General features: G+C 63.2%; 10 protein-coding genes. 8 read left to right on the top strand and 2 right to left on the bottom strand.

The window, feature by feature from the left end; all coding sequences use genetic code 11:
* Positions 1–44: 44 nt before the first annotated feature.
* The 6 genes from L0U82_RS14205 to L0U82_RS14180 all read left to right on the top strand — a co-directional run bounded on the left by L0U82_RS14205 (position 45) and on the right by L0U82_RS14180 (position 7539).
* Positions 45–1967: a dipeptide ABC transporter ATP-binding protein gene (locus L0U82_RS14205; RefSeq protein WP_233831801.1), complete on the top strand. Its 1923-nt coding sequence runs from the start codon at positions 45–47 to the stop codon at positions 1965–1967.
* Between the two features lie 103 nt (positions 1968–2070).
* Positions 2071–3633, top strand: a complete 1563-nt coding sequence (gene gsiB / locus L0U82_RS14200; protein ID WP_233831800.1) for a glutathione ABC transporter substrate-binding protein GsiB — start codon at positions 2071–2073, stop codon at positions 3631–3633.
* Between the two features lie 125 nt (positions 3634–3758).
* Positions 3759–4679 (top strand): glutathione ABC transporter permease GsiC, encoded by a 921-nt coding sequence (gsiC, locus tag L0U82_RS14195; protein WP_233831799.1) that lies wholly within the window; start codon positions 3759–3761, stop codon positions 4677–4679.
* A 7-nt stretch (positions 4680–4686) separates the two neighbouring features.
* Positions 4687–5592: a glutathione ABC transporter permease GsiD gene (gsiD, locus tag L0U82_RS14190; RefSeq protein WP_233831798.1), complete on the top strand. Its 906-nt coding sequence runs from the start codon at positions 4687–4689 to the stop codon at positions 5590–5592.
* Positions 5589–6695 carry a DmpA family aminopeptidase gene (locus tag L0U82_RS14185; RefSeq protein WP_233831796.1) on the top strand — a complete coding sequence of 369 codons (1107 nt, stop codon included), beginning with the start codon at positions 5589–5591 and terminating at the stop codon, positions 6693–6695. Before gsiD ends, L0U82_RS14185 begins: the two co-directional genes overlap by 4 nt.
* Before the next feature lie 10 nt (positions 6696–6705).
* Entirely contained in the window at positions 6706–7539 is an 834-nt protein-coding gene (locus L0U82_RS14180; protein WP_233831794.1) for a M55 family metallopeptidase, read from the top strand.
* Positions 7540–7707: 168 nt separating this feature from the next.
* Here L0U82_RS14180 and L0U82_RS14175 read toward each other — a convergent pair whose 3' ends face one another.
* Positions 7708–8553, bottom strand: coding sequence for an alpha/beta fold hydrolase (locus tag L0U82_RS14175; RefSeq protein WP_233831792.1), 846 nt, complete (start codon positions 8551–8553; stop codon positions 7708–7710).
* 208 nt (positions 8554–8761) lie between these two features.
* Here L0U82_RS14175 and L0U82_RS14170 point away from each other — a divergent pair, with 208 nt between their 5' ends.
* A complete protein-coding gene (locus tag L0U82_RS14170) occupies positions 8762–10147 on the top strand; it encodes an amino acid permease (RefSeq protein WP_233831790.1) in 1386 nt (461 codons plus the stop codon).
* Between the two features lie 93 nt (positions 10148–10240).
* On the opposite strand, the gene L0U82_RS14165 is transcribed toward L0U82_RS14170, so the two are convergent.
* On the bottom strand, positions 10241–11167 hold the full coding sequence (locus L0U82_RS14165; protein ID WP_233831788.1) for a hypothetical protein: 927 nt from the start codon (positions 11165–11167) through the stop codon (positions 10241–10243).
* A gap of 1037 nt (positions 11168–12204) precedes the next feature.
* On the opposite strand from L0U82_RS14165, the gene L0U82_RS14160 reads away from it, so the two are divergent.
* A complete protein-coding gene (locus tag L0U82_RS14160; RefSeq protein ID WP_233831786.1) occupies positions 12205–12822 on the top strand; it encodes a hypothetical protein in 618 nt (205 codons plus the stop codon).
* Positions 12823–12851: the final 29 nt, after the last annotated feature.

Raw genomic sequence — 12851 nt, 5'->3', positions numbered from 1 at the left:
CTGCCTGACCCCTGTTAGCCGCGTTCGAATTCAAAGGAATCACCGTGCCGACTTCATCGCACACCGCCCGCCCGCTTATCGAAACCTTGCCGCCGCAGCGCGTGCTCGCGGTCGACGATCTGACGGTCGCGTTCCGCCGTAGCGGCTCGACGTTCAACGCGGTGCGCAACCTGTCGTTCACGGTCGAGCGCGGCGAGACGCTGGCGATCGTCGGCGAATCGGGCTCGGGCAAATCGGTCACGTCGCTCGCGTTGATGCGGCTGATCGAGCACGGCGGCGGACGCGTAGCAGGCGGCGCCATCGCGTTCCGGCGCCGCGACGGCAGCGTGCTCGATCTGGCGAAAGCGTCGTCCGGCACGACGCGCACGATTCGCGGCGCCGACATCGCGATGATCTTCCAGGAGCCGATGACGTCGCTGAATCCGGTCTTCACGGTCGGTGATCAGATCAGCGAGGCGATCGCATTGCATCAGGGCAAGAGCCACGATGCCGCGCGCGCTGAAACCGTGCGCCTGCTCGAACTCGTGCGGATTCCCGAGGCGAAACGGGTGGCCGCGCGCTTTCCGCATCAACTGTCGGGCGGCATGCGTCAGCGCGTGATGATCGCGATGGCGCTGTCGTGCAAACCCGCGCTGCTGATTGCCGACGAGCCGACCACCGCGCTCGACGTGACGATCCAGGCGCAGATCCTGCAACTGATCCGCGGCTTGCAGGATGAGATGAACATGGGCGTGATCTTCATCACGCACGACATGGGCGTGGTCGCCGAAGTGGCCGACCGCGTGCTCGTGATGTATCGCGGCGAGAAAGTGGAGGAGGGCGCCGCGGATGCGCTGTTCGCCGCGCCGTCGCATCCTTATACGAAGGCGCTGCTCGCCGCGGTGCCGCGTCTCGGTTCGATGCAGGGCACCGATCAGCCGGCGCGCTTTCCGATTCTGAGCGTCGAGCAGGCCGGCGCGAACGGGGCCGATGCCGCGGTGCAACCGGCTGCCGCGGTCGCCGCAGAAACGCAGCCGCTGGTGCGCGACGACACGCCGCCGATTCTGCGCGTGCGCGATCTGGTCACGCGCTTTCCGGTGCGAAGCGGACTGTTCGGCCGCATGACAGGTCGCGTGCATGCGGTCGAGAAAGTCAGCTTCGATTTGCGGCCCGGCGAAACGCTGGCGCTGGTCGGCGAATCCGGCTGCGGCAAGTCGACCACCGGCCGCTCGCTGCTGCGCCTTGTGGAAAGCCAGAGCGGCTCGATCGAGTTCGGCGGCAAGGACATCAGCTCGCTGACCGGCCCCGCATTGCAGGCGCTGCGACGCGACATCCAGTTTATTTTTCAGGACCCGTTCGCATCGCTGAATCCGCGCTTGACCGTGGGTTTTTCGATCATGGAGCCGTTGCTCGTGCATGGTGTCGCGCAAGGCGCCGAGGCGCAGGCGCGCGTCGCATGGCTGCTCGAAAAAGTCGGCTTGCCGGCCGATGCCGCGCGCCGCTATCCGCATGAATTTTCCGGCGGCCAGCGTCAGCGTATCGCGATTGCGCGCGCGCTCGCGTTGAATCCGAAGGTGGTGATCGCTGACGAATCGGTGTCCGCGCTCGATGTGTCGGTGCAGGCGCAGATCGTCAATCTGATGCTCGATTTGCAGCGCGAACTCGGCGTCGCGTATCTGTTCATTTCGCACGACATGGCGGTGGTCGAGCGCATCAGTCATCGCGTCGCGGTGATGTATCTCGGCCAGATCGTCGAAATCGGGCCGCGCCGCGCGGTGTTCGAGGCGCCGCAGCATCCGTACACGAAGAAGCTGATGAGCGCGGTGCCGGTCGCCGATCCCGCGCGCCGGCACGCGAAGCGCATGCTCGCCGCCGATGAGATTCCAAGCCCGATCCGCGCGCTCGACGACGAGCCGGCGGTCGCGCCGCTCGTCGCGGTCGGGCCGGACCATTTCGTCGCGCGGCATCGCGTGGGTGGCGCGTATTGAGCCGCACAGAGCAGAGACCAAAGTAGCCGCACCGAAGCAAAGCCAATCACAACGACGCTGTCACATCCTTAACCCGTTTCATCTCGCAGCCTGGAGCAACCTCATGAACCTGCTGGTCCCGTCTTCTCCGTTTCGTTTGCGCGCGCTGGTCAGCGGCGGCGCGGTGGTGTTCGCGATGCTCGCGGGCAATCTGGCGCATGCCGAGACCACGGCTGTGATGGCCGTCGCATCGACCTTCACGACGCTCGACCCGTACGACGCGAACGACACGCTGTCGCAAGCGGTTTCGAAGTCGTTCTACCAGGGGCTGTTCGGCTTCGACAAGGACATGAAGCTCGTCAACGTGCTCGCCGACAGCTATGAGGCGAGCGCCGACGCGCGCGTGTACACGATCAAGCTGCGCCACGGAGTGAAGTTCCAGGACGGCACCGATTTCAATGCGGCGGCGGTGAAGGCGAACTTCGACCGCGTGACCGATCCGGCCAACAAGCTGAAGCGCTACAACATGTTCAACCGCATCGACAAGACCGAGGTGGTCGATCCGTACACGGTGCGCATCACGTTGAAGGCGCCGTTCTCGGCCTTCATCAACGTGCTGGCACACCCGTCGGCGGTGATGATCTCGCCGGACGCGCTGAAGAAGTACGGCAAGGACATCGCGTTCCATCCGGTCGGTACCGGCCCGTTCGAACTCGTCAAGTGGGATCCGGCGGGCGACCTGACGGTGAAGAAGTTCGCCGGCTACTGGAAGAAGGGCTACCCGAAGATCGATTCGATCGACTGGAAGCCGGTGGTCGACAACAACACGCGTGCCGCGCTGATGCGCACCGGCGAAGCGGACTTCGCGTTCCAGGTGCCGTTCGAGCAGGCCGCGCAATTGCAGTCGAGCCCGAAGGTCGACCTGATCGCGGCGCCGTCGATCATCGAGCGCTATATCAGCCTGAACATGAACCAGAAGCCCTTCGATAACCCGAAGGTGCGCGAGGCGCTGAACTATGCGGTCAACAAGGACGCACTGACGAAGGTCGCGTTCGCCGGCTACGCGACGCCGGCCGAAGGTGTGGTGCCGCAGGGCGTCGATTACGCGGCGAAGCTCGGCCCCTGGCCGTACGATCCGGCGAAGGCGCGCGAACTGCTGAAGGAAGCCGGCTATCCGAACGGCTTCGAAACCACGCTGTGGTCCGCGTATAACTACTCGACCGCACAGAAGGTGATCCAGTTCGTGCAGCAGCAGCTCGCTCAGGTCGGCATCAAGGCCAGCGTCGAAGCGCTCGAAGCGGGTCAGCGCGTCGCCAAGGTCGAAAGCGCGCAGGACGCGGCGACCGCGCCGGTGCGGATGTACTACGCGGGCTGGTCGTCGTCGACCGGTGAAGCGGACTGGGCGATCAGCCCGCTGCTGGCCGGCAATTCGTTCCCGCCGAAGATGGTCAACACGTCGTACTACAAGAACGACACCGTCGACAGCGATCTGAAGCAGGCGCTCGAAACCACCGACCGCACGCAGAAGGCCGCGCTCTACACGGATGCGCAAAAGCGTATCTGGGCCGACGCGCCGTGGATCTTCCTCGTCAAGGAGAAGGTCGTGTACGCGCGCAGCAAGCGTCTGTCGGGTGCTTATGTCGCGCCGGACGGCTCGTTCAATTTCGACGAGATCGCGATCAAGTGATGAGCTGAAACGTGCGGCTCGCGTAAGCGCGGGCCGTACGAGCGAAGCCGGCAGTTGTGGCCCACATCGCTTCGTTGCCGCCGCATCCGATTCTCCGTTGCCCGCATCCTTGCCGGACTGGTTTCATGCTGAACTTTCTCGTCAAACGTCTGTTGGGCCTGCTGCCGACGCTCTTCATCGTCGCCGTGCTGGTGTTCCTGTTCGTGCATCTGTTGCCGGGCGATCCGGCGCGGCTTGCCGCCGGTCCGGAAGCGGACGAGGCGACCGTCGCGCTGGTGCGCTCCGACCTCGGTCTCGACAAACCGCTGCCGCAGCAGTTCGTCCGCTTCTTCTGGCGGATGGCGCATGGCGACTTCGGCACCTCGACGCGCAGCAAGCGGCCGGTCAGCGAGGAAATCGCCGAGCGCTTCATGCCGACGCTGTGGCTGACGATCGCGAGCATGGTGTGGGCGGTCGTGTTCGGCATGGCGCTCGGCATCGTGTCGGCGGTGTGGCGCAACCGCTGGCCCGACCGGTTGGGGATGACGCTCGCGGTATCGGGCATTTCGTTTCCGGCCTTCGCGCTCGGCATGCTGCTGATGGAAATCTTCTCGGTGCAGCTCGGCTGGCTGCCGATCGTCGGCGATGGCTCGTGGCGCAGCTATGTGCTGCCGTCGCTGACGCTTGGCGCGGCGGTCGCGGCGGTGATGGCGCGTTTCACGCGCGCGTCGTTCGTCGAAGTGATGCACGAGGACTTCGTGCGCACCGCGCGCGCGAAGGGCGTGCCCGAGCGGCTCGTGATCATCAAGCATTGCCTGCGCAATGCGTTGATTCCAGTCGTCACGATGATGGGCCTGCAGTTCGGCTTTCTGCTGGGCGGCTCGATCGTCGTCGAGGTGGTGTTCAACTGGCCGGGTCTCGGGCGCCTGCTCGTCGATGCGGTGTCGATGCGCGACTACCCGATCATTCAGGCCGAGGTGCTGTTGTTCTCGCTCGAATTCATCATCATCAATCTGATCGTCGACGTGCTGTACGCCGTGATCAACCCGACTATCCGTTTCAAGTGAGGCCCGCATGAGCACCACTGCCACCGAGCCGAATGCGGCCAATGCCGCGCCCGCCGAACGCGCGATCCGCACCCCGTGGAGCGAGTTCTGGCGCAAATTCCGCAAGCAGCACGTCGCGATGGCAGCCGGCGTGTTCGTGCTGCTGCTGATCGTGGTCGCGATCATCGCGCCGCATATCGTGCCGTACGACCCGGAGAACTTCTTCGACTACGACGCGCTGAACGCGGGGCCGTCGGCCGCGCACTGGTTCGGTGTCGATTCGCTGGGCCGCGATATTTTCAGCCGCATTCTGGTCGGTTCGCGCATCTCGCTCGAAGCCGGCTTTCTGTCGGTTGCGATCGGCGCGGTGATCGGCACGTTCTTTGGTCTCTTGGCCGGCTATTACGAAGGCTGGTGGGATCGCATCACGATGCGCATCGCCGACGTGCTGTTCGCGTTCCCCGGCATTCTGCTCGCGATCGGCGTGGTCGCGATTCTCGGCAACGGCATGATCAACGTGATCTGCGCGGTCGCGATCTTCAGCATTCCGGCGTTCGCGCGGCTGGTGCGCGGCAATACGCTGATGCTCAAGCAGCTCACCTATATCGAGGCGGCGCGCAGCATCGGCGCGTCGGACTGGACGATCATCATGCGGCACATTCTGCCGGGCACGATTTCGTCGGTCGTCGTGTATCTGACGATGCGCATCGGCACGTCGATCATCACCGCGGCGAGCCTGTCGTTTCTCGGACTCGGCGCACAGCCGCCGACCCCGGAGTGGGGCGCGATGCTCAACGAAGCGCGCGCCGATATGGTGACGGCGCCGCATATCGCGCTGTTTCCGAGTCTCGCGATCTTTCTGACGGTGCTCGCGTTTAACCTGCTCGGCGATGGTCTGCGCGACGCGCTCGATCCGAAGCTGGATCGTCCATGAGCATGTTTGATTCTGCTTCGTTGCGTGCGCCGCATATTGGGCTGTTGCCGGCCGGTGCGTTGGGGACTATTGCGGACGTGGCGGGTGTCAGCGTCGGCCATTGCATGCTCGCCGACGGTGCGTTGCAAACCGGCGTGACCGTGATTCGTCCGCATCGGGGCGACCCGTTCGTCGACAAGGTGCCCGCGGCGGCGTCGGTGATCAACGGCTTCGGCAAGAGCATCGGGCTCGTGCAGGTCGACGAACTCGGCACGCTGGAGACGCCGATTGCGCTGACCAACACGTTCGGTGTCGGCGCCGTCGCGCAGGCGCAGATCGGCGCGGCGATCCGCGCGAATCCGCGCATCGGACGCGAATGGTCGACGGTCAATCCGCTCGTGTTCGAATGCAACGACGGGTATCTGAACGATATCCAGGCGATGGCCGTCGGCGCGCAACATTTCGATCAGGCATTCGATGCCGCGAGCAGTGATGTCGCGAGCGGCGCGGTCGGTGCCGGGCGGGGGATGTCGTGCTTCGATCTGAAGGGTGGGATCGGCAGTGCGTCGCGTGTGGTCGGCGCGGCGGGGCGCGATTACACCGTGGGCGCGCTGGTGCTTGCGAACTTCGGCCGTCTGCCGATGCTGACGATCGACGGTACGCCGCTTGGGCGTGTGCTCGCCGAACGCGCGGTGGCCGCCAGGGCCGCTGCGAGCACTACGAACGCCACGGCCGCGAAGCCCGAGCAAGGCTCGATCATCATGATCGTCGCGACCGATGCGCCGCTCGACGCGCGCCAACTGAAGCGGCTGTCGCTGCGCGCGGCCGCCGGTCTCGCGCGTACCGGCTCCGTGTACGGTCACGGCAGCGGCGATATCGCGCTGGCGTTCTCGACTGCCTACACGGTGCCGCACGGCGTCGATCACGTGACGCTGCCGCCGCTCGTCGCCGATCACTGCATGGACCCGCTGTTTCGCGCGTGCGCGGACAGCGTCGAACAGGCGATCGTCGATGCGTTGTGGAGCGCCGAGTCCGTCACCGGCCGCGACGGTCACACGCGCCTGTCGTTGCGCGACAGCGTGCCGGATCTTGCCCAACTGCTTACTGCTACTTCTACCTGCTGATCGATACGCGATGAAAGTCCTCGTTTCCACCGACATCGAAGGCGTGGCCGGCGTCTTCCATCCCGAGCAGACCCGTGCGGGCAACGGCGAATACGAAGCCGCGCGCCGCTGGATGACGCTCGAAGCCAACGCGGCGATCGAAGGCGCGTTCGCGGGCGGCGCGACCAATGTGTGGGTCAACGATTCGCATGGCGGCTTTCGCAACCTGCTGCCCGATCTGCTCGATCCGCGCGCGCGGGTCGTGCTCGGCAAACCGCGCACGCTCGGCATGATGGCCGGGCTCGAATACGGCGCGGCGCTCGTCTTCATGATCGGCTATCACGCGAAGGCGCAAACGCACGGCATCCTCGCGCATACGATCAACAGCTTCGCGTTCGCGCGCGTGGCGTTCAATGGCGTCGAACTCGGTGAGGCGGGGTTGTACGGCGCGCTCGCTGAAGAATACGGCGCACGTGTCGCGCTTTTATCCGGCGATGACGTGTTCGCCGAAGAAACCGCGCCGCGTTTTCCGGGTGCACGCTTCGTCGTCACGAAGGATGCGGGCGGGCATGCGAGTGGCGTCACGCAATCGCTCGCGAATGTGCGCGTGGCGCTTCACGAGGCCGCGCGCGACGTCGTGCGCGAGCATCTCGACGCGGGCCATTCGGCTACGGCGACGCGCGCGCGGGCGCAAGCGGTCGAGTGTGAGTTGCGGGTGCAGACGAGCGGGCTCGCCGATCTGTTTTGCCAATGGCCGACGCTGACACGCGTGGATGGCGTGACGCTGCGTTTTAGCGCGGCGTCGGCCGAGCATGCGGTGCGGATGCTGAACTGTTTGTCGGCGATGTCGTTTATGTTGCGGTGAGTGGCGGGAGGCGCTTGCCTTGCTTCGTGGGCTGACTGTGCGGCGGTTGATGTTGGCAATTGCGGTCGGCGACTGCCGGTTGGTAACTGTGGCTGGCAACTGTGATTGGCCACTGCGGCTGCTGACTAGCAGTCGCAGCCGACAACCGCACCCGCCAACGTATCTCCGCTACTGCTGCCGGCTCAACTCACGCGCCGCGCGGTCGATCGCATCGGCGACCGCGCCCGCATGCGACACCGGCGCGAGATGGCTCGACGCAACCGGCACGACCTTCGCGCCGATCCTGTCGGCGATCGCTTTCTGCAGCGCGGGCGATACCGCGCGATCTTTCGTGGTCAGCACGTACCACGACGGTTTGTCTTTCCAGCCCACCTGATCGACCGGTTCGTTGAACGCCTTCGCCGCGATCGGCACCTGCGCGGCGGCCAGCACGCGCGTGACGTTTTCGGGCACATCGGCCGCGAGGTCCGCGTGGTAGCGCGCGCGGTCGAGCCACAGAAAGCCGTTTGCGTCCGCGATGACGCTTTGGGCAGACGGCATCGACTCCCCCTGCTTCATCACGTCGACCGCCGATTGATGCAGATCGGGCGCGAGCGCGGCAACGTACACGAGCCCGGCGACGTTCGGCGCATCCGCCGCCACTTCGGTAATGACCACGCCACCCCACGAATGCCCGACCAGCAGCACCGGTCCGCTCTCGCGCGCGAGCACGCGACGGGTCGCGGCGACATCGTCGGCGAGCGACGTGAGCGGGTTCTGCACCGAGCTCACGTGATAACCCTTCTGCTGCAGTTTCGCGACCACGCCATTCCAGCTCGACCCGTCGACGAACGCGCCATGCACCAGCACGATATTGCGCACGGGGCCCGATAGTGGCGCGGCGGGTGGGCTCGCCGATTCATTCATCGCCGGCTGGGCGGACGGCGCGGCACCGGAGCCGGTTTGTGCGAGTGCCGTCGCGCCCGCGAAACAGAGGCACAAAACGGCGCCGCAAAGCAGACGTTTACGCAGCATGTTGAGCCTCCGCGGGCTGACGGTTCGACTACGGCAACATACCGAAGCGCTATTCCCCTGACAATCACAATCCGCGCGCTTAAGTGCGGAGCAGAACCAAAGCGGGTCGCTCCGAATGTCTGACGAATATCGGCCCGGGTAAAATTATCGGTTTTGCCGGGCCTCCTAAGTGTGCGGACCGGCGGTCGATTTCATCCAGCAGGGCGCAATGAATAGTACACAGCAGCAAGAAGGCCTGAAGCGCGGGCTCAAGAATCGCCATATCCAGCTGATCGCGCTGGGCGGCGCGATCGGCACCGGTCTCTTTCTCGGCTCCGCGAGCGTGTTGCAGGCGGCCGGCCCGTCGATGATCCTCGGTTACGCGATCGGCGGCGTGGTCGCCTTCATGATCATGCGGCAACTCGGTGAAATGGTCGCTCAGGAACCGGTCGCCGGCTCGTTCAGCCACTTCGCGTACAAATACTGGGGCGACTTTGCGGGTTTCCTATCGGGCTGGAATTACTGGGTGCTGTACGTGCTCGTGAGCATGGCCGAGCTGACCGCGGTCGGCACCTATGTGCATTACTGGTGGCCGGGGGTGCCGACATGGATATCGGCGCTGGCGTGCTTCGCGCTCATCAACGCGATCAATCTCACCAACGTGAAGGCTTACGGCGAAACCGAGTTCTGGTTCGCGATCATCAAGGTGGTGGCGGTGATCGGCATGATTCTGTTCGGCGGCTATCTGCTGATTAGCGGGCACGGCGGCCCGCAGGCATCGATCGCGAACCTGTGGAGTCACGGCGGCTTTTTCCCGCACGGCTTTCATGGGCTCTTCATGATGCTCGCGGTGATCATGTTCTCGTTCGGCGGGCTCGAGCTGATCGGCATTACGGCCGCTGAAGCCGCCGAGCCGCAAAAGAGCATTCCGAAAGCGGTGAATCAGGTGATCCTGCGAATCCTGATTTTCTATATCTGCTCACTCGCGGTGTTGCTGTCGCTGTATCCGTGGAACGAGGTGGCCGCTGGCGGCAGTCCGTTCGTGATGATCTTTTCGCAGATCGGCTCGACGCTGACCGCGAACGTGCTGAACGTGGTGGTGCTGACCGCGGCGCTGTCGGTATACAACAGCGGCGTGTATGCGAATAGCCGCATGCTGTACGGTCTCGCGGAGCAGGGCAATGCGCCGCGCGCGCTGCTGAAGGTCGACCGGCGCGGCGTGCCGTATATGGCGATCGGTCTGTCCGCGCTCGCGACGTTCGCGTGCGTGATCATCAACTACGTGATTCCGGCAGAGGCGCTCGGCCTGTTGATGTCGCTCGTGGTCGCCGCGCTGGTGCTGAACTGGGCGTTGATCAGCCTCACGCATCTGAAGTCGCGCAAGGCGATGGTGGCCGCCGGCGAAACGCTGGTGTTCCGCTCGTTCTGGTTCCCGCTCAGCAACTGGATCTGCCTTGCGTTCATGGCGCTGATCCTCGTGATTCTCGCGATGACACCGGGGTTGTCGGTGTCGGTATGGCTGGTGCCCGTGTGGCTCGTGCTGATGTGGGCCGGGTATGTGATCAAGCGGCGGCGTGAAAGCGCGCGGCGTGGCGTGGAGATGGCGGGGCGTTAAAGCGTCGCGACCACAAATGACGAACCCGTCGGGCGATGCGCACCGACGGGTTCGAGCAGAGACGTGAATTCGTTTGCTGGCGGACGATGCGATTTAACGCGGAACGTCGATCGACCAGCCGGGCGGAACGGTCAGGTGATAGGACGTAGCGCTCGATTGAATTGACCACGGCTGCTGAATGTCCGCCGCGAATCGTTCACCGGATGCGAGCAGAATCAGGACAATCAGAATGCCCGCCAGTGGCCTGACCAGCGCGTTCCTCGCGTAGGAAATCGACAGCGTCAGCGCCCACAGCATGAAAATGCCCCACGGGTACAGATAACGCGCGCCATAGCCGTACCAGATGATCGGCATCACCGGTGCCGTTCGCGTGACACCGAGACCCCACAGCAGCACGCTGAAGCAGAACAGGCTCAGAAACACGAGCCGCGCGCGCGATAGAACACATACGACAATCACCAGCGCCGCGAACAGATAGCCGGCCGTGGTCGTGGTGATCGCTGTCGGCAGGAAGTCCGCGAACATCGCGCGAATCATCCAGTTGAGCCAGGGGAGATCGTGTACACCTTTGGGCGTCTGCGGATGGCGTAGCATGACGATCGTCTGCACGGCAACGGCAATGAAATACGTTGCCACGACCGGCCAGTTTATTTGCGCGGCTCTTGATCGCAATCGACGCAGCGCGATGGCTATTGCGACGGCCGGCACGAGCAGAACGCCGAACGGTCCGGTCAGCGCCAGCAATCCAACTGCAATCGCGCGCGGCAGCGAGCGACGATTCTCGCCTTCAAATACCGCTTCCCACAACAGCACGAACAGCGCCGGCAGCAGCACCCATTGCAGATTGGTAATCGACAGCAGCACTTCGCCGTTCTGAGGTGCGAGGACCGGTGCAAGACCCATGAAGATGGCTGTGAGCGGCGCGACCTGGCGCAGAGCGAAGGCAACGTACGCACATGCGGCCGACATCAGGGCCGCGCAGCACCACACGAAAAAGTAGGGCGTTGCGCCGAATGGCAAGACGGCGCGTTGTGTCTCGGCAATCAGCCGGGGTATTAAATGCAGATAACCCGCGTAGTTTGCGATGATGGCGCGAATGCCCAACTGATGCGCCTGTTGAATAAAGATCGGAGCGTCTTCGGCCCACAGGAATCCATGTTCAAGTCTGATAGCGGCACGGCACCAGATAACGAAAAAAGCGAGCAGAAAGACTAATGCGGCCCGTGCGCGAGGGTTGGTCGTATTCATGGCAGCGACGATAGCAAAGTGCCTTTGGGGCGTCTAGTGACGTTGCGTCGGTGGTTTGCTCGTGTTGCCGTGGGTGTGCGATGTCAGCCGGGATTGCCTTGGGGCGAGGTTACGGCGAGGTGAGGGAGTTGGTTTGAAGCTGATTTGTAGCCTCATTGCGGCCACGGGGATTGTTAAAGCGCGTAGCCCGTCAGCTTCATCTGGCAACTGTCGACGCCGATTTCAAAAGACCGTGGCAGAAATTGTTGCGCGCGAAAGGCTGCGCATTTTCAATGAACCGGCACTGCGTTGAGGAAATGAAAGCTATCGTCTTCGTTGATTGACCGATGCGCAAGGATGCCGATGTGCGCGCGTTCAACAAAAAGAGGAGAGGCTGAGCAAGCCGTTGTGGGACGCGACGATGGACTGCCGTAACCGCGAGCGCTTGTCGGCGCGTTTCGCAACGAGCGCGGCTTGAGGCATTAGCGGGGAATGCGACGACTGACTGCGGCGGGAATGTGCTGACAAGCTAACAAAGATTCTTTCGTGCGAGGCTTTGCTAGAGAAAACTTGGTGCCAGGGCCGGAATGAAATAATCCTTGCTATCTCAATACTGGTGGTGGTTCGCCTGTTTTTCGTTGAAAACATACCCCCAGAAATACCCCCGTGCGTGGGCTGCTACCCGTACTTGTTCAGGGCTATCGCATCCCTTCGATCTGTACAAAACCACCGTAAAATGATCCGCGGTCGCGCCCGATCGACGGATCGATAGCCGGGTTCCCTCACCCGGCCGGCGCGGCCTTCTGCTCGAGGGCTTTGCGTGAGGGCGCATGGACGAGTTCGAAAAACGATTCGCGAGTCGCGCTGACGACTTGCTTTGTGACCTTCTCGATTTGGCAGAAGGAGTCGATCTTGATCGCCTTTTCAGCATTGGAAAATTCGGTTGGTTGGAGATCGTATCCCGACACTATTACGATGACGGATTTTTAGACGAAGCCGACGTTCCTGTCCTCCATGAGATCGAGGGAGCGTACAAGGCGCTGGCGCAGCCGTCGCATCTGCTAGCTGAGACGTCACCCTTCGTTCGTGCATGGGTAAATGCAACTAGGATAGAGCGAGATCTCGCCACGGGAATTCATTGCTGTTTGAAGCTCATATCTGACTGCCGTAGCGACGACGAGGCTATGGTTTTGTTTAGAGTGGCTTGCGAGCGATACGCCTTTGCGATTGCTGCGTGTGGTACCAACAGGAATCCGGCCGCTGAAATGGCGAAGCTGCGACATGCCGAAAGCCGCGAACTAATCAAGGATGCGGTAGCGCACTGGAGGGCGAATATCGACCCGACGCTATCAGCGCAGAAAGCCGCAACAGAGCTCACCAAGGTTGTTCCCCTGTCGCACAAAAAACTCGCCGAGATAATTTCGGCTGCAAAGAAGTCAACGTCTTGACAGATCCCCTTCTGCGCAGAACGGAATGT

The organism is Paraburkholderia sp. ZP32-5 (assembly GCF_021390495.1).
GTDB lineage: Bacteria > Pseudomonadota > Gammaproteobacteria > Burkholderiales > Burkholderiaceae > Paraburkholderia.
Note: the sequence above shows the minus strand (reverse complement) of the source record. Positions and strands in the feature narration are given on the sequence as shown.